The sequence below is a fragment of the Burkholderia sp. USMB20 genome, from assembly GCF_000949135.2.
GTDB lineage: Bacteria > Pseudomonadota > Gammaproteobacteria > Burkholderiales > Burkholderiaceae > Burkholderia.
Genome location: NZ_JTAN02000012.1, coordinates 216727 through 236193, shown reverse-complemented (window position 1 = coordinate 236193; position 19467 = coordinate 216727). Strand labels below are relative to the sequence as shown.

The 19467-nt window shown below is 67.1% G+C and carries 20 protein-coding genes and 1 tRNA gene; 16 read left to right on the top strand and 5 right to left on the bottom strand.

Annotated features, from left to right (window positions below; all coding sequences use genetic code 11):
* Nucleotide 1 precedes the first annotated feature (1 nt).
* From PL79_RS14270 to PL79_RS14260, 3 genes are all read right to left on the bottom strand, one after another.
* Nucleotides 2-616, bottom strand: coding sequence for a LysE family translocator (locus PL79_RS14270; RefSeq protein WP_044847456.1), 615 nt, complete (start codon nt 614-616; stop codon nt 2-4).
* A gap of 33 nt (nt 617-649) precedes the next feature.
* Nucleotides 650-1216, bottom strand: coding sequence for an adenine phosphoribosyltransferase (locus PL79_RS14265; RefSeq protein WP_011657958.1), 567 nt, complete (start codon nt 1214-1216; stop codon nt 650-652).
* Between the two features lie 78 nt (nt 1217-1294).
* Nucleotides 1295-3301, bottom strand: coding sequence for a monovalent cation:proton antiporter family protein (locus tag PL79_RS14260; RefSeq protein ID WP_044847457.1), 2007 nt, complete (start codon nt 3299-3301; stop codon nt 1295-1297).
* 125 nt (nt 3302-3426) lie between these two features.
* Between PL79_RS14260 and kdsD the strand changes: the two genes are divergently transcribed.
* The 11 genes from kdsD to PL79_RS14205 all read left to right on the top strand — a co-directional run bounded on the left by kdsD (nt 3427) and on the right by PL79_RS14205 (nt 12658).
* Nucleotides 3427-4410 (top strand): arabinose 5-phosphate isomerase KdsD, encoded by a 984-nt coding sequence (gene kdsD / locus PL79_RS14255; protein WP_044847458.1) that lies wholly within the window; start codon nt 3427-3429, stop codon nt 4408-4410.
* Nucleotides 4410-4946 carry a KdsC family phosphatase gene (locus tag PL79_RS14250; RefSeq protein ID WP_044847459.1) on the top strand — a complete coding sequence of 179 codons (537 nt, stop codon included), beginning with the start codon at nt 4410-4412 and terminating at the stop codon, nt 4944-4946. Before kdsD ends, PL79_RS14250 begins: the two co-directional genes overlap by 1 nt.
* 3 nt (nt 4947-4949) lie before the next feature.
* Nucleotides 4950-5564 carry an LPS export ABC transporter periplasmic protein LptC gene (gene lptC, locus PL79_RS14245; RefSeq protein WP_044847460.1) on the top strand — a complete coding sequence of 205 codons (615 nt, stop codon included), beginning with the start codon at nt 4950-4952 and terminating at the stop codon, nt 5562-5564.
* A gap of 20 nt (nt 5565-5584) precedes the next feature.
* Entirely contained in the window at nt 5585-6250 is a 666-nt protein-coding gene (gene lptA, locus PL79_RS14240) for a lipopolysaccharide transport periplasmic protein LptA (protein ID WP_044847461.1), read from the top strand.
* Complete coding sequence (gene lptB, locus PL79_RS14235; protein ID WP_044847462.1) at nt 6247-7023, top strand: LPS export ABC transporter ATP-binding protein; 777 nt, start codon at nt 6247-6249, stop codon at nt 7021-7023. The genes lptA and lptB overlap by 4 nt, the downstream gene beginning before the upstream one ends.
* 157 nt (nt 7024-7180) lie before the next feature.
* Nucleotides 7181-8686, top strand: a complete 1506-nt coding sequence (locus tag PL79_RS14230) for an RNA polymerase factor sigma-54 (RefSeq protein ID WP_044847463.1) — start codon at nt 7181-7183, stop codon at nt 8684-8686.
* A gap of 159 nt (nt 8687-8845) precedes the next feature.
* The gene (hpf, locus tag PL79_RS14225) at nt 8846-9205 is read left to right on the top strand and encodes a ribosome hibernation-promoting factor, HPF/YfiA family (RefSeq protein WP_006477786.1); all 360 of its coding nucleotides are present in this window, start codon (nt 8846-8848) and stop codon (nt 9203-9205) included.
* Nucleotides 9206-9374: 169 nt separating this feature from the next.
* Nucleotides 9375-9914 (top strand): PTS sugar transporter subunit IIA, encoded by a 540-nt coding sequence (locus tag PL79_RS14220; protein WP_044847464.1) that lies wholly within the window; start codon nt 9375-9377, stop codon nt 9912-9914.
* A 129-nt stretch (nt 9915-10043) separates the two neighbouring features.
* Nucleotides 10044-11012: an HPr(Ser) kinase/phosphatase gene (gene hprK / locus PL79_RS14215; protein WP_006483133.1), complete on the top strand. Its 969-nt coding sequence runs from the start codon at nt 10044-10046 to the stop codon at nt 11010-11012.
* Between the two features lie 75 nt (nt 11013-11087).
* Entirely contained in the window at nt 11088-11996 is a 909-nt protein-coding gene (rapZ, locus tag PL79_RS14210; protein WP_044847465.1) for an RNase adapter RapZ, read from the top strand.
* Between the two features lie 26 nt (nt 11997-12022).
* Nucleotides 12023-12658, top strand: a complete 636-nt coding sequence (locus PL79_RS14205; RefSeq protein WP_044847466.1) for an LON peptidase substrate-binding domain-containing protein — start codon at nt 12023-12025, stop codon at nt 12656-12658.
* 120 nt (nt 12659-12778) lie between these two features.
* Here the strand turns inward: PL79_RS14205 and mutY are convergent, their stop codons facing one another.
* Together mutY and mutM are read right to left on the bottom strand one after the other, a co-directional pair.
* Entirely contained in the window at nt 12779-13885 is a 1107-nt protein-coding gene (gene mutY / locus PL79_RS14200; RefSeq protein ID WP_044847467.1) for an A/G-specific adenine glycosylase, read from the bottom strand.
* A gap of 37 nt (nt 13886-13922) precedes the next feature.
* Entirely contained in the window at nt 13923-14750 is an 828-nt protein-coding gene (gene mutM, locus PL79_RS14195) for a bifunctional DNA-formamidopyrimidine glycosylase/DNA-(apurinic or apyrimidinic site) lyase (protein ID WP_044847468.1), read from the bottom strand.
* Nucleotides 14751-14836: 86 nt separating this feature from the next.
* On the opposite strand from mutM, the gene PL79_RS14190 reads away from it, so the two are divergent.
* The 5 genes from PL79_RS14190 to PL79_RS14170 all read left to right on the top strand — a co-directional run bounded on the left by PL79_RS14190 (nt 14837) and on the right by PL79_RS14170 (nt 19326).
* On the top strand, nt 14837-16660 hold the full coding sequence (locus PL79_RS14190; protein WP_044847469.1) for a tetratricopeptide repeat protein: 1824 nt from the start codon (nt 14837-14839) through the stop codon (nt 16658-16660).
* A complete protein-coding gene (gene lolB, locus PL79_RS14185) occupies nt 16660-17280 on the top strand; it encodes a lipoprotein insertase outer membrane protein LolB (RefSeq protein WP_044847470.1) in 621 nt (206 codons plus the stop codon). Before PL79_RS14190 ends, lolB begins: the two co-directional genes overlap by 1 nt.
* 27 nt (nt 17281-17307) lie before the next feature.
* Nucleotides 17308-18189: a 4-(cytidine 5'-diphospho)-2-C-methyl-D-erythritol kinase gene (ispE, locus tag PL79_RS14180; protein ID WP_044847471.1), complete on the top strand. Its 882-nt coding sequence runs from the start codon at nt 17308-17310 to the stop codon at nt 18187-18189.
* A 53-nt stretch (nt 18190-18242) separates the two neighbouring features.
* Nucleotides 18243-18319 (top strand) — tRNA-Gln (locus PL79_RS14175).
* A 44-nt stretch (nt 18320-18363) separates the two neighbouring features.
* Nucleotides 18364-19326: a ribose-phosphate pyrophosphokinase gene (locus tag PL79_RS14170; protein WP_044847472.1), complete on the top strand. Its 963-nt coding sequence runs from the start codon at nt 18364-18366 to the stop codon at nt 19324-19326.
* The last annotated feature ends 141 nt before the right edge of the window (nt 19327-19467 follow it).

The following is a 19467-nucleotide window of genomic DNA, read 5'->3' as shown; positions in this document are numbered from 1 at the left end:
CTCAGTCCTTCAGCGCGACGCGGATGCCGATCGCGATGAAGGTCGCGCCGGCGATCCGGTCGAGCCACACACCGGCCTTCGGGCGGCGCTTCAGCCACGTGCCGATCGCGCCCGCGCCGACGCCGAACAGCGAGAAGATCGCGGCCGTCTGCAGCATGAACAGCGCGCCGAGCTCGAACATCTGCAGCGTCACGCCCTGCACGCCGTGCGGATCGACGAACTGCGGCAGGAACACGACGAAGAACAACGTGACCTTCGGGTTCATCAGGTTGCCGATCACGCTCTGCCGGAAGATCGCGCCAAGCGGCTGCGGCGGGCGCTCGTGCGCGTTCGCGAGGCCCTGGCTGCGCAGCGCCTTGATGCCGATCCACACGAGGTACGCGGCGCCCGCGAGCTTCAGCGTCTGGAACGCGACCGGCGACGAGCGCAGCACCGCCGCGACGCCGAGCGCCGCGAGCGTCGTATGGAACAGGATTCCGGCCGTGAAGCCGAGCGCGGCGACGAAGCCGGCCGCGCGGCCCTGCGAGATGCCGCGCGCGAGCACCTGCAGGTTGTCGGGACCCGGCGCGAACGTGATCGCGATCGACGTGGCGAGAAACAGCATGAAGTTGGGCATCGTGACCTCGCGGCGTGGGCCGGCTCCGGTGGTTCAGTGGCCGGCGAATTCAGTGACGGTATAGACGGGCAGCCCCGCGTTGCGCAGCAGCGTCGAGCCGCCGAGATCGGGCAGGTCGATGATCGCCGCGCCTTCGACGACGACCGCGCCGAGCCGCTGCAGCAGGTTGCGCCCCGCCATCATCGTGCCGCCGGTCGCGATCAGGTCGTCCATGATGATCACGCGGTCGCCGGGGCGGCACGCGTCTTCATGGATCTCGACGGTCGCGCTGCCGTATTCGAGGTCGTACGATTCCGAGCGCGTCTTGTACGGCAGCTTGCCGACCTTGCGGATCGGCACGAAGCCGACGCTCAGCTCGTACGCGACGATCGGCGCGATGATGAAGCCGCGCGCGTCGAGCCCCGCGACGTAGTCGAGCTTCGCATCGACATAGCGTTCGACGAACAGGTCGACGAGGATGCGCAGCGCCTTCGGGCTCTGCAGCAGCGTCGTGATGTCGCGGAACTGCACGCCCGGCTGCGGCCAGTCGGGCACGGTGCGGATCTGGCTGTGGATGAAGGCGACCGGATCGAGCGGTGCGCCCGGCGACGAATGCGGCATGAAACTCTCCGAAAAAAACGGTGCGCGAAGATCGGGCACCGTTTCGAATAAATACGGGTCAGGTTATCGAAGCGCGACTCAGGCGAGCGCGGCCGGCGGCTCGCGCCGATGCCGCGACAGCCGTTCCTCCGCGAGCGCGAGCGCTTCGGGCAGCCCGCGCAGCACGACGATGTCGCTCGCGCGCAGCTTGGTCTGCGGGTCGGGTTCGACGCCGCGGATGCCGTGCCGGCGGATCGCCGTGACTTCCAGCCCGAGCGCATACAGCCCGAGTTCCTCCAGCGAGCGCCCGACCGCATCCGCGCGCGCGTCGACCGGCACCGATTGTAGCCGCACCTGCTCGTGATCGTCGTCGTCCGTGTCGTCGGCGCCGCGGAAATAGCCGCGCAGCAGGCTGTAGCGCTCGTCGCGCATCTCCTCGACGCGCCGCACGACCTTGCGCATCGGCACGCCGACCAGCACCAGCGTGTGCGACGCGAGCATCAGGCTGCCCTCGACGATCTCCGGAATCACCTCGGTCGCGCCGGCCGCGAGCAGCTTCTCGAGATCGGCATCGTCGACCGTGCGCACGATCGCCGGCAGCGTCGGCTCCAGCTCGTGCACGTGGTGCAGCACGCGCAGCGCCGACGGCGTGTTCGCATACGTGATCGCGACGGCCGCCGCGCGATGAATACCGGCCGCGAGCAGCGACTCGCGGCGCGCCGCGTCGCCGAACACGACCGATTCGCCGGCCGTCGCGGCCGCGCTCACGCGATCGGGGTCGAGGTCGAGCGCGACGTACGAAATGCCTTCCTGCTCGAGCATGCGCGCGAGGTTCTGCCCCGCGCGGCCGTAGCCGCAGATGATCACGTGGCCGCGCTGCTTGAGGCTTTGCGTCGCGATCCGCGTCATCTGCAGCGACTGCTGCATCCATTCCGTCGACGACAGCCGCATCACGATCCGGTCGGCGTTCTGGATCAGGAACGGCGCGGCGAGCATCGACAGCAGCATCGACGCGAGGATCGCCTGCAGCAGCGTCGAATCGACGAGATGCCGGTCGAGGATCAGGTTCAGCAGCACGAAGCCGAATTCGCCGGCCTGCGCGAGGCCGATGCCGGTGCGCATCGCGACGCCCGGCGTCGCGCCGAACAGCCGCGCGAGCCCCGCGATCATCGTCCCCTTGAACAGGATCTGCCCGACGAAGAAGCCGAGCACCAGCAACGGATGCTCCCAGATCACGCGCGGATCGAGCAGCATCCCGGTCGTCACGAAGAACAGGCCGAGCAGCACGTCGCGGAACGGCTTGATGTCCTCTTCCACCTGATGCCGGAACGGCGTCTCGGAGATCAGCATCCCCGCGATGAACGCGCCGAGCGCGAGCGACAGGCCGAAGCGGTCGGTGATGAACGCGGCGCCGAGCGTGACGAGCAGCAGGTTCAGCACGAACAGTTCCTGCGAGCGGCGCCGCGCGACGACGTTGAGCCAGCGCGTCATGAAACGCTGGCCGACGATCAGCAGCAGCGCGAGCGCGATCACGATCTTGACAGCCGCGAACCCGAGCGTGAGCGCGAGATCCTTCGACGACTCGGCGCCGAACGCGGCGATCACGATCAGCAGCGGCACCACCGCGAGATCCTGGAACAGCAGCACGCCGAAGATGTTGCGGCCGTGCGCGGTCTCGATCTCGAGCCGCTCGGCGAGCATCTTCGACACGATCGCCGTCGACGACATCGCGAGCGCGCCGCCGAGCGCGACGCTGCCCTGCCACGTGATGTGCACCCAGCGCTCGAACAACGCGCCGAGCACGACCGCGAGCGCGAGGGTCGCGACCACCTGCAGCAGCCCGAGCCCGAACACGAGCCGCTGCATCGCCCGCAGCTTCGCGAGCGAGAATTCGAGGCCGATCGAGAACATCAGGAACACCACGCCGAATTCCGCGAGATGCTCGGCCCGTTCGAGGTCCGCGGCGATGCCGAACGCGTGCGGGCCGACCAGGATGCCGACGGTCAGGTAGCCGAGCATCGGCGGCAGGTTCAGCGAGCGAAATACAACGACGCCCACTACCGAGGCCAGCAGCAGCAGCAGGGTCATTTCGAGCGGGGAAATCACGGGCGAAGCGTCCTCGTTCGTCGGGGCCACGGCAAGGCGGGCGCGGGTGGTGGCGGTAGGCAAGCGGCATCGGACGAGTCCGAGGGCGCGGCGCGGCGAACAAACGCCTTTGCTATACTCCGCGCATGATAGCGAAAATCAATGATGATCGGGCGCTCGCGCTCGCCCGCGACGTGCTCGACATCGAGGCGGACGCCGTGCGCGCGCTGCGCGACCAGCTCGACGGCGACTTCGTCCAGGCCGTCGCGCTGCTGCTCGGCTGCCGCGGCCGCGTCGTGGTATCCGGCATCGGCAAATCGGGGCATATCGCCCGCAAGATCGCGGCCACGCTCGCCAGCACCGGCACGCCGGCCTTCTTCGTCCACCCGGCCGAGGCCAGCCACGGCGACCTCGGCATGGTCACGTCGGACGACGTCTTCATCGGCATCTCCTATTCCGGCGAGTCGGAAGAACTCGTCGCGATCCTGCCGCTCGTGAAGCGGATCGGCGCGAAGCTGATCGCGATCACGGGCCGCGCGGAATCGAGCCTCGGCACGCTCGCCGACGTGAACCTGAACGCCGCGGTGTCGAAGGAAGCCTGCCCGCTGAACCTCGCCCCCACCGCGAGCACGACCGCCGCGCTCGCGCTCGGCGACGCACTCGCCGTCGCGGTGCTCGACGCGCGCGGCTTCGGCTCCGAGGATTTCGCGCGCTCGCATCCGGGCGGCGCACTCGGCCGGCGCCTGCTCACCCACGTGCGCGACGTGATGCGCTCGGGCGACGACGTGCCGCGCGTCGGGCTCGACGCGACGCTGTCGGACGCGCTGTTCCAGATCACCGCGAAGCGGCTGGGCATGACCGCCGTGGTCGAGCCCGACGGCCGCGTGGCCGGCATCTTCACCGACGGCGACCTGCGTCGCGTGCTCGCGCGCGACGGCGATTTCCGAACGCTGCCGATCGTCGACGTGATGACGCGCGAGCCGCGCACGATCGGCCCCGACCATCTCGCGGTCGAGGCCGTGGAACTGATGGAGCGCCACCGGATCAACCAGATGCTGGTGGTCGATGCCGACGGCGCGCTGATCGGCGCGCTGAACATGCACGACCTGTTTTCGAAGAAGGTGATCTGATGAGCGCAGCGCTGACTGCGGCCGAACGCGCGAGCCGCGTGAAGCTGATGATTTTCGACGTCGACGGCGTGCTGACCGACGGCGGGCTGCTGTTTACCGCGGCCGGCGACGCGATGAAGTCGTTCAATTCGCTCGACGGCCACGGCGTGAAGCTGCTCGGCGAGGCCGGCATCGCGACCGCGATCATCACCGGCCGCCGCTCGGAGATCGTCGCGGCGCGCGCGAAGGAAATGAAGATCGCGCACCTGTTCCAGGGCGTCGAGAACAAGCTCGCCGTGTTCGCCGACCTGATCGCATCGCTCGGCATCACCGCCGACGCCTGCGGCTACATGGGCGACGACTGGCCCGACCTGCCGGTGATGCTGCGCTGCGGCTTCGCGACGGCACCGGCCAACGCGCACCCCGAGGTGATCGCGCGCGCGCACTGGGTCGCCGAGGCCCGCGGCGGCCACGGCGCGGTGCGCGAGGTCTGCGACGCGATCCTGCGCGCGCAGCGCCGCTACGACGCGCTGCTCGCGGCTGCCTGCGGAGCCTGACGGATGAACACGCATTTCCGCTGGACCCAGCTGCTGCCGCTCGTCGCGGTCGCCGCGCTCGCGGGCATCACGTGGTGGCTGCTGCAGGCGACGCTGCCGCCGCCCGGCGAAGGCGCCGTGCGGCCGAAGCGCCACACGCCCGATTATTTCGCGGACAACTTTTCCGTCACCGAGCTCGACCAGTCCGGCTCGACGCAATACCGGCTGACGGCCGCGAAGCTGATCCACTACGAAGACACCGACAACAGCGACCTGACCGATCCGGCCATGCGCGCGTTCCAGCCCGGCAAACCGGTCGTGACGACCACCGCGAAGCGCGGCACCGTCAACGGCGACGTGTCGATCGTCGACTTGTACGACGATGCACGCATCCTGCGCGTGGCCGGCGGCGGCGATCCGCAGATGCAGGCCGATTCCCAGCATTTCCGGATCTTCGTCAATGACGATGTGATCCAGACCGAAAAGCCGGTTAAACTTCAGCGCGGCCTGTCGCTCGTCAACGCGACCGACGGCATGAAGTACAACAACGTCACCCGGGTCATCGAGCTTTACGGCAACGTGCGCGGCACGATCGCCGCGGCGGACACGTCCGGCGGCTCGAAAGGTCAATCCAGGTGACGCATCCCTCACGTGACTGCATGAACGAACCGTTCCCTCGACAGAATTCCGGCGGCGCTGCGCGCGCCGTCCGCGCCGCGCTCGCCGCGACGCTCGTGGCGCTCCCGCTCGTCGGGCTGGCGCCGCTCGCCCATGCCGAGAAGGCCGACCAGAACAAGCCGATCAACGTCGAGGCGGACAACCTGACCTATGACGACCTGAAGCAGGTGACGGTCGCGACCGGCAACGTCGTGATCACGAAGGGCACGATCATCATCAAGGGCGACCGCGTCGAAGTGCGCCAGGATCCGGAAGGCTATCAGTACGCGACGTCGTTCGGCAGCGGCAAGAAGCACGCGACGTTCCGCCAGAAGCGCGAAGGCCTCGACGAATACATCGACGGCGACGCCGAGCGCATCGACTACGACGGCAAGCAGGACCTGACGACGCTGACGACCGCCGCGACCGTGCGCCGCCTGCAGGGCACGTCGACGATCGCCGACACCGTGCACGGCAGCGTGATCACGTACGACGGCCAGCGCGACTTCTACACCGCGAAGGGCGGCAAGGACGTCGCGGCGCCGGGCAACCCGAACGGCCGCGTGCGCGCGATGCTGTCGCCGAAGAACGGCGGCCCCGGGCAGCTGAACGGCGCGCCGGCGAAGCTGTCGCCGTCGACCACGATCCAGGGAGCGCCGGCCCAATGAACGCGCTTCCGAACCGCCAGCCGGCCGGCACGACGAGCTCGCTCGTCGTGCGCAACCTGAAGAAACGCTACGGCTCGCGCACCGTCGTCAAGGACGTGTCGCTCGACGTGAAGAGCGGCGAGGTCGTCGGCCTGCTCGGCCCGAACGGCGCCGGCAAGACGACGTCGTTCTACATGATCGTCGGCCTCGTGCCGACGGATGCCGGCGAGATCTCGCTGAACGGCAGCTCGATCAGCCTGCTGCCGATCCACAAGCGCGCGTCGCTCGGCCTGTCGTACCTGCCGCAGGAAGCGTCGGTGTTCCGCAAGCTGACCGTCGAGGAAAACATCCGCGCGGTGCTCGAGCTGCAGCACGGCGAAGACGGCAAGCGCCTGTCGAAGGACGCGATCGCGTCGCGCACCGAGGCGCTGCTCGACGAACTGCAGATCGGCCACCTGCGCGAGAACCCGGCGCTGTCGCTGTCGGGCGGCGAACGCCGTCGCGTCGAGATCGCGCGCGCGCTCGCGACCAATCCGAACTTCATCCTGCTCGACGAGCCGTTCGCCGGCGTCGACCCGATCGCGGTGCTCGAGATCCAGAAGATCGTCAAGTTCCTGAAGCAGCGCAACATCGGCGTGTTGATTACCGATCACAACGTCCGCGAAACGCTCGGCATCTGCGACCACGCTTACATCATCAGCGACGGTTCGGTGCTCGCCGCCGGCGCGCCGAGCGAAATCATCGAAAACGAAAGCGTGCGCCGCGTGTACCTCGGCGAACACTTCCGCATGTAAATCCCCCGTGGCTGGCCGCCCCCGCCCGGCATCGCCGCGCGGGGCGCGCCCGCGTGTCCTGCGGCCCCGCCGCGGCCGGGTGCCGCGCCGCGCGTAATCGCGGATGGCTCAAGGCGCCTGGGTCGTGGCAAACTGCCGGTATGACTCCCTCTCTGCCATGAAAGCCAGCCTTCAACTCCGCCTGTCGCAACACCTGGCGCTGACACCGCAACTGCAGCAGTCGATCCGGCTCCTGCAGCTGTCGACGCTCGAACTGCAGCAGGAAGTCGCGATGGCCGTCGCGCAGAATCCGCTGCTCGAGAACGATGACGAATGGATCGCGAGCCCGCTGCGCGTCGCGGCGGACGGATCGCTGATCGCGCAGACGCCGCCCGGACAGAACACCGAACCGGGCATCACGAACGGCAGCAGCCAGTCGAGCGAACGCGCCGAGCGCGACGAGCCGGCCGGCGCCGACGAATACGACGGCTACGCATCGGGCGACGCCGGCGACGGCCCGCAGTGGAATCTCGACGAGTTCGGCCGCTCGAGCGGCGCCTCGGACGATGACGACCTCCCGCCGCTGCAGGTGCAGGAAGCCGCGACGTCGCTGCGCGACCACCTGTCCGCGCAATTGCGCGTCACGCAGGCCGGGCCGCGCGACCGCGCGCTCGTGATGTTCCTGATCGAATCGCTCGACGACGACGGCTACCTGACCGCCACGCTCGACGAAGTGCTCGCCGACCTGCCGCCCGAACTGGAAATCGACTGCGACGAACTGAATGCGGCGCTCGCGCTGCTGCACAGTTTCGATCCGGCCGGGGTCGGGGCCCGCTCGGCGTCCGAATGCCTGAAGCTGCAGTTGCTGCGCCTCGATCCGTCCCCCACCCGCACGCTCGCGCTGGAGATCGTGTCGCAGCACCTCGAACTGCTCGCCGCGCGCGACTTCACGCGGCTGCGCAAGCAGCTGAAGGCGAGCGACGACGCGCTGCGCGACGCGCACGCGCTGATCCGCTCGCTGGAGCCGTTCCCCGGCGCTGCCTACGGCAAGGCCGAGGCCGACTACGTCGTGCCCGACATCATCGTGAAGAAGGCTGGCCAGGGCTGGCTCGCGGAACTCAATCCGGAAGTGATGCCGCGCCTGCGGATCAACAACCTGTACGCGAACATCCTGCGCAACAGCCGCGGCGATCCGTCGGCCGGATCGTTGAAACAACAGCTCCAGGAAGCACGCTGGCTGATCAAGAACATCCAGCAGCGATTCGACACGATCCTGCGTGTCGCGCAGGCTATTGTCGAACGTCAGAAGAACTTCTTTGCGCATGGCGAAATTGCCATGCGCCCCTTGGTTTTGCGGGAAATAGCTGATACGCTGGGCCTACACGAGTCGACTGTCAGCCGTGTGACAACCGGGAAGTACATGCTGACCCCGTTCGGGACGCTGGAATTTAAGTACTTCTTCGGATCACACGTTTCGACCGACACCGGAGGCGCCGCATCGTCGACCGCCATCCGAGCCCTGATCAAGCAACTGATAGGAGCTGAAGACCCAAAATCGCCACTTTCGGACAGCCGCATTGCCGAGCTGCTGGCAGAACAGGGATTCGTGGTTGCGCGCCGCACGGTCGCCAAGTATCGCGAAGCCCTCAAAATCCCGGCAGTGAATCTGCGCAAGTCTCTTTAAGCCTGCTGCCTGCCCGGCGGCAGGCGTGTTCCGGCCACCGCGCATTCGGGGAACAGGCCGGGCGACTTGTCCGCGAATTTGCCGCGCCATGCGGCAGGGGCAAGTCGACCGGAGCGCCGCCTCGATGCGGCCGCGTGGTCACTCGCTTGGAGAAGCACTATGAACCTGAAGATCAGTGGACATCATCTCGAAGTCACGCCTGCAATTCGCGAATACGTGATCACCAAGCTGGACCGGGTGCTACGGCATAGCGATCAGGTGATCGATGGCACTGTGATCCTCTCGGTCGACAATCACAAGGAAAAGGACAAGCAGCAGCGCGCGGAAATCAACCTGCATCTGAAGGGCAAGGACATCTTCGTCGAAAGCGCAAACGGCAACCTGTACGCTGCGATCGATCTGCTGATCGACAAGCTGGATCGCCAGGTCGTCAAGCACATGGAGCGTCTGCAGACCCATGCGCACGACCCGATCAAGCTGCAGCCGTCGATCGACCAGATCGAACTGCCGCCGCAATAACGTTCACCGCAACACACACGCCGCCCGGTTCGCCGGGCGTTTTTTTTGCGTCCACGCGGCAGTGGTGCGACCGGTCCGTCCATGCCGCGCCACGCACGCGGCTGTGCTCTATAATGTTCCGGTTATCGCCGGGGGGCGTTGGGTGCGGTAGCTGTCGTGCAGGTTTCCGATGCCGAACGCCTTGATATCGCCGAACATGGAAAATCAGTCTGCCGCCGCAAGGAGACCCCAGGCCGCCCAATCGCCTGCCAACATGAATCGCCTAGCCAAAATCCTGCCCATAGAGAACGTCGTCATCGACCTCTCCGTCACCAGCAAGAAACGCGTCTTCGAACAAGCCGGGCTGATGTTCGAGAATCAGAACGGCATCGCCCGCAGCACCGTCACGGACAACCTGTTCGCGCGCGAGCGCCTCGGCTCGACCGGGCTCGGCGAAGGCGTCGCGATTCCGCACGGGCGCATCAAGGGGCTCAAGCATCCGCTCGCCGCCTTCGTGCGGCTCGCCGACGCGATCCCGTTCGAAGCGCCCGACGGCCAGCCGGTCGGTCTCCTGATTTTCCTGCTCGTCCCCGAGCAAGCCACCCAGCAGCACCTCGAGATCCTGTCGGAAATCGCGCAACTGCTGTCCGATCGCGACGCGCGAGAGCGTCTGCACAACGAAACGGATCTCGCCGAGTTGCATCGCCTGCTCACTCAGTGGCAACCTTGAGTTGATCCGGGCGGATTATTTTCCCGAACGAGGCGGCACACGCCGCCGACCAGGGCCGCCCGGCGCCGGTCCGGCATGGCGACGCCCGTCGCCGCGCGCATGCACCGGCTCATTGGAGTGACGAGAGTCATGGATACGTCCAGCATCAACGCCCAGAGCATCTTCGACGACAACGCGGCCACGCTGAAACTGAGCTGGCTGACGGGGCATGAAGGCTGGGAGCGCGGTTTTTCGGCCGACACCGTCGGCAACGCGACGTCGAGCGCCGACCTCGTCGGCCACCTGAACCTGATCCACCCGAACCGGATCCAGGTGCTCGGCGAAGCCGAAATCGACTACTACCAGCGGCAGACCGACGAAGACCGTTCGCGCCACATGGCCGAGCTGATCGCGCTCGAACCGCCGTTCCTCGTCGTCGCCGGCGGCGCCGCCGCGCCGCCCGAGCTCGTGCTGCGCTGCACGCGCTCGTCCACGCCGCTGTTCACGACGCCGATGTCGGCCGCCGCGGTGATCGACAGCCTGCGGCTCTACATGTCGCGCATCCTCGCGCCGCGCGCGACACTGCACGGCGTGTTCCTCGACATCCTCGGAATGGGCGTGCTGCTCACCGGCGACTCCGGGCTCGGCAAGAGCGAACTCGGCCTCGAACTCATCAGCCGCGGCCACGGCCTCGTCGCCGACGACGCCGTCGACTTCGTCCGACTTGGCCCCGATTTCGTCGAAGGCCGCTGCCCGCCGCTGCTGCAAAACCTGCTCGAAGTGCGCGGCCTCGGCCTGCTCGACATCAAGACGATCTTCGGCGAAACCGCGGTGCGCCGGAAAATGAAGCTGAAGCTGATCGTCCAGCTCGTGCGCCGCCCGGACGGCGAATTCCAGCGGCTGCCGCTGGAAAGCCAGACGGTCGACGTGCTCGGTTTGCCGATCAGCAAGGTCACGATCCAGGTCGCGGCCGGCCGCAACCTCGCGGTGCTGGTCGAGGCGGCCGTGCGGAACACGATCCTGCAGTTGCGCGGCATCGACACGTTGCGCGATTTCATGGATCGGCAACGACTCGCGATGCAGGATCCCGACAGCCAGTTCCCCGGCAAGCTCGTGTAACCGCCCCGCGCCGGCCTCGCAGCGCCGACGCGTCGAGCCGGTGCTATGATGAAACGTCAGGATTCTCTGCTTCCCATGCGCATCGTCCTCATCACCGGCATCTCCGGCTCAGGCAAGTCCGTCGCGCTGAACGCGCTCGAAGACGCAGGCTACTACTGCGTCGACAACCTGCCGCCGCACGTGCTCCCCGAACTCGCCCGCTACCTGGCCGACGGCGGCCAGCACCGGCTCGCGGTCGCGATCGATGCGCGTTCGAGCGCATCGCTGGACGAAATGCCCGGCCTGATCCGCTCGCTGTCGCTCGAGCACGATGTCCGCGTGCTGTTCCTCAACGCAAGCACGCAGGCGCTGATCCAGCGCTTCTCCGAAACGCGCCGGCGCCACCCGCTGTCCGGCTCGCCGTCGCACGACGCGAACGTCGGGCTGCTGTCGTCGCTCGAGGAAGCGATCGAGCGCGAACGCGAGCTGGTCGCGCCGCTCGCCGAATTCGGCCACCAGATCGATACGAGCACGCTGCGCGCGAACGTGCTGCGCACGTGGGTCAAGCGCTTCATCGAGCAGAAGAACAACGACCTGATGGTGATGTTCGAGTCATTCGGCTTCAAGCGCGGCGTGCCGCTCGATGCCGACCTGATGTTCGACGTGCGCGCGCTGCCCAATCCGTACTACGACCATGAGCTGCGCCCGCTCACCGGGCTGGACCAGCCGGTCATCGCCTTTCTCGACGCACTGCCGATCGTCCACCAGATGATCGACGACATCCATGCGTTCCTGATGAAATGGCTGCCGCACTTTCGTGAAGACAACCGCAGCTACCTGACCGTCGCCATCGGCTGCACGGGCGGTCAGCATCGCTCGGTGTTCATCGCGGAAACGCTCGCCGCGCGCCTCGTGCACGATGCGAACGTGATCGTGCGGCATCGTGACGCGCCGGTGGATGTCGACGCGTCGTCGCGGCTCGTCACCGAGGTCGAACGACCTTAGCGACACCGCCCTCTCGCCGGCGCGCCATGTCCACCCTATCGACCACCCTGATCGACCTGCCGCTGTTTCCGCTGCATACGGTGCTGTTCCCCGGTGGCTTGCTGCCGCTCAAGGTATTCGAGGCGCGCTATCTCGACATGTCGCGCGCGTGCCTGCGCGACGACGCACCGTTCGGCGTGTGCCTCCTGAAGAGCGGGCCCGAAGTCGCGCAGGACGGCGCCGTGTCGGTGCCCGAGACGATCGGCTGCATGGCGCGCATCACCGAGTGCGACACCGGCGAATTCGGGATGCTGTACCTGCAGGCGATCGGCACGCAGCGATTCGAGTTGCTGTCGTATCGCGTCGAAAGCAACGGGCTGCTGGTCGGGATCGCGGAGCCGCTGCCCGACGACATTCCGCTCGAAGGCGAACAGGCGCTCGCACAATTCGGCTCGTGCGCCGAGGTGCTCGAGCGCATCATCGAAGCGCTGAAGAAGTCCGAACCGGACAAGATGCCGTTCGGCGAACCGCTCCGCCTCGACGACCCGAGCTGGGTGTCGAACCGACTCGCGGAACTGCTGCCGCTCGACCTGCGCGCACGGCAGAAGCTGATGGAGTTTCCGGATGTCGGCGCGCGGATCGACGCCGTGCACCACGTGCTCGACCGGCACGGCTGGCTGTAAGGCGCGGCCGGCCAGCCGCGTCGCACCGGCGTCGCCGGGCGGATCATCCTGACGGGCGAGCCGACCGCGTCGGCGCGGCACTTCCGCAAGCACGGCCCGCGCCGCGCCCTTTCCCCATCGTTACAGCAGCGACCCGCTCAGCGCATCGAGCAGCTTGCGCACGGGTGCCGGTACGCCGTACGCATCGAGCCCGGCGAGCGGCACCCACGCCGTCTCGGCATCCCGTGCATGCGCGAGCGGAAGGCCGCCGTTCGTCATGTCGCTCAGCCGCGGCTCGATCTCGAGCCGGAAATGCGTGAACGTGTGCGTGAACGGCGCGAGCGGCACCGGGCCGCCGCCGCCGAAGCCACGCGCGAGTTCCGAGAGTGCCGCATCGCCGTCCGCCTGCGGCAGGCACCACAGGCCGCCCCAGATGCCGGCCGGCGGACGCCGTTCGAGCAGCACGGCGTCGCCGTCGCGCAGCACGAGCATCCAGGTCTTGCGCGTCGGCACGGCCTTCTTCGGCCGCGCGGCCGGCAGTTCGCGCTGGCGGCCCGTCGATTGCGCGACGCAGTCGCCCGCGAACGGGCAGCGCGCGCAATCCGGCTTGCCGCGCACGCACAGCGTCGCGCCGAGATCCATCAGCCCCTGCGTATAGGCACTCACGTCGGCCGCGTTCGCGGCATCCGGCAGCAGCGATTCGGCGAGCGCCCACATGTCGTTCTCGACGCGCTTCTCGCCCGGAAAGCCTTCGACGCCGAACACGCGCGCCAGCACGCGCTTCACGTTGCCGTCGAGGATCGTCGCGCGTGCACCGTATGCGAACGACGCGATCGCCGCGGCTGTCGAACGGCCGATGCCGGGCAGTTCGGCGAGTGCTTCCGGCGTCGACGGGAATACGCCGCCGTGCTCGGCGACGACGACCTGCGCGCAGCGGTGCAGATTGCGCGCGCGCGAGTAGTAGCCGAGCCCGGCCCACAGCGCCATCACGTCGTCGGACGGCGCGGCCGCGAGCGCGGCGACGTCGGGAAAACGCTCGAGAAAGCGCGTGTAATACGGGACGACGGTCGAGACCTGCGTCTGCTGCAGCATGATTTCCGACAGCCAGATCCAGTAGGGATCGCGGGTGTTCTGCCACGGCAGGTCGTGGCGGCCGTGCTCGCGCTGCCAGGCGATCAGGCGCGTGGCGAACGTGCGATGCAGCGGCGTGACTGGGAACGGAGCGGGGGCGATGCGGGGCGGCTTCAAGTGTTCGAATCTTCGGAAAAAGGTTGCAACGCGGGGCTCAACGCTGGCAGGTCGGGCAGTAATAGGTCGAACGCTGACCCTGCACGATCTGGCGGATCGGCGTGCCGCAGACGCGGCAAGGCAGCCCCGCACGGTCGTAGACGAAGCAGTCGAGCTGGAAATAGCCGCTTTCGCCGTTGCTGCCGACGAAATCGCGCAGCGTGCTGCCGCCGCGCTCGATCGCGTCGGCGAGCGTCGCGCGCACCGCGTCGGCCAGCCGCTCATAGCGTGGCAGCGACACCTTGCCGGCGGCGGTCGTCGGCCGGATGCCCGCGCGAAACAGGCTCTCCGACGCATAGATGTTGCCGACGCCGACGACCATGTCGCCCGCGAGCAGCGCCTGCTTGACCGACACCGTGCGGCCGCGCGTGCGTGCGTGCAGCAGCGCGCCGGTGAACGCCGGCGAGAACGGCTCGACGCCGAGGCTCGCGAGCAGCGGATGCGCATGCACGTCGCCGGCTTCGCGCGGGTGCCACAGCACGGCGCCGAAACGGCGCGGATCGCGGAACCGCAGCACGAATTCGTCGAAGATCCAGTCGATGTGGTCGTGTTTCGCGGCCACCGGCACGCCGGCCGCGGGCAGCACGCGCAGCGTGCCCGTCATCCCGAGATGGACGATGAACCAGCCTGCGTCGACCTCGAACAGCAGATACTTGCCGCGACGCTCGACGGCGAGCACCTCGCGCGCGCGCAACTGCTCGGCGAGCCCCGCCGGCACGGGCCAGCGCAGCATCGCGGTACGGACGTCGACACGCTCGACGCGGCGGCCCGCGACAAAGGGCTCGATGCCCCGGCGCGTGACTTCGACTTCTGGCAACTCTGGCATGTTCTACGGGTCTGAAACTGGATTCACGATCGTGCGTGTATTGTAGCGAGCGCGTTACAATCGGTTGAAACATCGAACGGATTTCCATGACCCTGCCCTCGAAGCTGCTTCTGAAGCGCCCCGCCGCCGAGCGTGGCGCGCGTGCCTTCCCGGTCCGCCGCGCGCTCGGCGCCGCGCTGTTCGCCGCCTGGACCCTCACCGCCATCCCGGCTCACGCGCAGGATCCGGCATCGGACGACGCGGAGCCGCAGGGCGCGTTCGAGCACGTGATGCCGGACGAGCAGAAGAATCTCCCGGGCGTCCCGCTGACGAGCCAGATCGTCTACCAGGTACTGGCCGCCGAAGTCGCGCTTCAGCGCAACCAGCCGGCGCCGGCCTACCAGACCTACCTCGCGCTCGCCCGCGACACGCGCGATCCGCGCATGGCGCAGCGTGCGACCGAGATCGCGCTCGGCGCGCAAAGCCCGGCCGACGCGCTGTCCGCGGCCAATCTCTGGCGCCAGTACGCACCGGATTCGAACCGCGCATCGCAAGTCGACGCCGCGCTGCTGGTGCTCGCCGGCAAACCGGCCGACGCGCAGCCGATGCTCGCGCGCGAACTGGCCCGCGCGAGCGGCGAAACGCGCGGCCCCGCGATCCTCGCGCTGCAGGCGCTGCTGGTGCGCGGCGCGGACCGCGTCGGCGGCCTCGCGGTGCTGAAGGACATGCTGAAGAACGACATGAACCGTCCCGAGGCGCAGCTCGCGATCGCGCGGCAGCAGCTCGCGGTCGACGACAAGGAAGGCGCCGCGCAGTCGCTGAAGCAGGCGCTGCAGATCCGCCCGGACTATCTGCCGGCGGCGCTGATGCTGTCGCAGATGGGGCCTGCCGAGCGCGCAGCCGGCATCACGTCGTTCGAGAAATATGTTCAGCAGAATCCGAAGTCGCGCGATGCGCGCCTCGCACTGTCGCAGCTCTACCTCGCCGACGACCGCCTCGACGACGCGCAGAAGCAGTTCGAGACGATGCGCAAGCTCGACGCGAAGGACCCGACGCCGCTGATGGCGCTCGCGCTGATCAAGATTCAGCAGAAGAAACTCGACGACGCGAACGCGTACCTGAAGCAGTACGTGCAGCTCGGCAACAAGCAGCCGAACCTCGACGTCGGCCAGGGCTACATCTACCTCGCGCAGATCTCGATCGAACAGGGCAATGACGCGCAGGCGTCGCAATGGCTCGACAAGGTCGACCAGACGAGCCAGCACTACCTGCCCGCGCAGATCACGCGTGCGCAGCTCCTGCAGAAACAGGGCAAGACCGACGAGGCCCGCAAGGTGCTCGACGACCTGCCGATCAGCGATCCGCGCGATGCGGCCGTGGTCGCACGCACCGACGCGTCGATCCTGTTTACCGCGAAGCGCTATCCGGAAGCCGAGGCGCGACTCGCGCAGGCAGTCCAGGACTTCCCGGACGATCCCGACCTGCGCTACGACTACGCGATGGCAGCCGAGAAGACGGGCCACTACGCAGCAATGGAAAAGCAGTTGCGCGAGCTGATGCGCACGCAGCCCGACAACCCGCAGGCGTACAACGCGCTCGGCTATTCGCTGGCCGATCGCAACCAGCGCCTGCCCGAAGCCAGCAAGCTGATCGACAAGGCGCTGTCGCTCGCGCCGAACGACGCGTACATCATGGACAGCCTCGGCTGGGTGAAGTACCGGATGGGCGACGCGGCCGGCGCGGCGAAGGTGCTGCGGCGCGCGTACGAGCTGCAGCCGAACGCCGAAATCGGCGCGCACCTCGGCGAAGTGCTGTGGAAGAGCGGCGCGCAGGACGACGCGCGCACCGCGTGGCGTGCCGCACAGAAGCTCGAGCCCGACAACGACACGCTCGTGCAGACACTCAAGCGCCTGCAGATCAACGGCCTCTGATGCGAATGTTCCCGATGCTTTCCCTGTCTTCCCGCGCGCTGCGCACGCTGGCCGCGGCCGGCGCCGCGCTCGCGCTCGCCGGCTGCGCGAGCACGCCGCCGTCGGCGAATGCGCCGGCGGCCGCGGTGCTGCAGACGGCCGCGACGCACGCGTACCACGGCCGTTTCGCGGTGCAGTACAACGATCGCCTCGGCCGACCGCAGAACGTGTACGGCAACTTCGACTGGCAGGAGTACGGCGACGACGTGTCGCTGGAGCTGCGCAGCCCGCTCGGCCAGACGCTCGCGGTCGTGAAATCGACACCGCAGGCCGCGTCGCTCGAACTGCCGAACCGCCAGCCGCAATACGCGACGGACGTCGGCGAGCTGATGCAGAACACGCTCGGCTTCTCACTGCCGCTGGCGGGCCTGCGCTACTGGCTGCTGCCGACGCCCGCGCCCGCGACGCCCGCGCAGACGGTGCGCGACCCGGCCGACACGACGCACGTCAAGCAGATCCGCCAGGACGGCTGGACGATCGACTATCTCGCCTACGCGGACGCACCGGCCACGGGCGTCAAACGCGTCAACCTCGTGCGCGCGACGCCGCCGCTCGACATCAAGCTCGTGCTCGACCAGTAAGCACGTGAACCTAGCCCCGACATACGCATGACCGATTCGATCCGCTCGCTGCGCAACTGCCTTGCGCCCGCGAAACTCAACCTGTTCCTGCACATCACCGGCCGCCGCCCGAACGGCTATCACGATCTGCAGAGCGTGTTCCAGCTGCTGAACTGGGGCGACACGCTGCATTTCACGCTGCGCGACGACGGTCGCGTTGCACGCGTCACCGACGTGCCGGGCGTGCCCGAGGAATGCGATCTCGTCGTGCGCGCGGCCAACCTGCTGAAAACGCACACGGGCACCGCGGCCGGCGTCGACATCGAGATCGACAAGCGCCTGCCGATGGGCGCGGGCCTCGGCGGCGGCAGCTCGGATGCGGCAACGACGCTGCTCGCGCTGAACCGCCTGTGGCAACTGAACCTGCCGCGCGCGGAACTGCAGTCGCTCGCGGTGAAACTCGGTGCCGATGTTCCGTTTTTTGTTTTTGGAAAAAATGCGTTCGCAGAGGGTATCGGAGAAGAATTAGCTGAGGTAGAATTGCCGACTCGCTGGTTTTTGGTTGTGACGCCGCGAGTTCATGTCCCCACCGCTGAAATTTTTTCAGATGAGTTGTTGACAAGAGATACAAAGCGAGTCACAATTACAGACTTTCTTGCACAGCAAAACAGCGATGCGGGATGGCCAGACAGCTTCGGCCGGAACGATATGCAGCAAGTTGTGACAAGTAAGTACGCGGAAGTTGCGCAGGTGGTCAAATGGTTGTATAATGTGACCCCCGCGAGGATGACCGGCTCCGGAGCAAGCGTGTTTGCAGCGTTTCATAGCAAGCACGAGGCAGAAGCGGCGCAAGCCAAGCTGCCCACCGGTTGGAACGGTGCAGTTGCCGAGAGCCTGAACGAGCATCCGCTCTTCGCTTTCGCGTCATGAAGTTTTGCTTTGCCGGATGGCCTACAAGTCCGGTGAAGTTATCAGTTGAGTGTAGGGGAGTCGCCAAGTTGGTCAAGGCACCGGATTTTGATTCCGGCATGCGAGGGTTCGAGTCCTTCCTCCCCTGCCAAAAATTTTCCCGCATTTCCCGCCTAAGCCTGAAGCAGGTGCACGATGAGCAGCCACAGCCATGATGGCTTGATGGTCTTTACTGGCAACGCGAATCCCGCGCTCGCCCAGGAAGTCGTCAATATCCTTGGAATCCCCCTCGGCAAAGCAATGGTCAGCCGTTTCTCCGACGGTGAGATCCAGGTCGAGATCCAAGAAAACGTGCGCGGCAAGGACGTCTTCGTCCTGCAATCCACGTGCGCGCCGGCCAACGACAACCTGATGGAACTGATGATCATGGTCGATGCGCTCAAGCGCGCATCCGCCGGCCGGATCACCGCTGCCATCCCCTACTTCGGCTATGCCCGCCAGGACCGCCGCCCGCGTTCGGCGCGCGTCGCGATCTCGGCGAAGATCGTCGCGAACATGCTGGAAATCGCCGGCGTCGAGCGGATCATCACGATGGATCTGCACGCCGACCAGATTCAAGGCTTCTTCGACATCCCGGTCGACAACATCTACGCAACGCCGATCCTGCTGGGTGACCTGCGCAAGCAGAACTACTCGGATCTGCTCGTCGTGTCGCCGGACGTCGGCGGCGTGGTCCGCGCCCGGGCACTCGCGAAGCAACTCAACTGCGATCTCGCGATCATCGACAAGCGTCGCCCGAAGGCGAACGTCGCCGAAGTGATGAACATCATCGGTGAAGTCGAAGGCCGCACCTGCGTGATCATGGACGACATGGTCGATACGGCCGGCACGCTCTGCAAGGCCGCGCAAGTGCTGAAGGATCGCGGTGCGAAGCAGGTGTTCGCGTACGCGACGCACCCGGTTCTGTCGGGTGGCGCCGCCGAGCGTATCGCCGCATCGGCACTCGACGAGCTGGTCGTCACCGATACGATCCCGCTGTCGGCCGAATCGCTGTCCTGCTCGAAGATCCGCTCGCTGACGAGCGCGAGCCTGCTGGCCGAAACGTTCTCGCGGATTCGCCGCGGCGACTCGGTGATGTCGCTGTTCGCCGAATCCTGATCGCGGAACGACACGATATAGCATGCGCAGAAAGCGAAGCGGCAACGCTTCGCTTTTTGCACAATCGGACGGGATAGACGAAACCCCGTCCGTTTCATCGGGGGCCGCCATTTCGCCGGCCCCGTTTTACTGCCTGGTCGC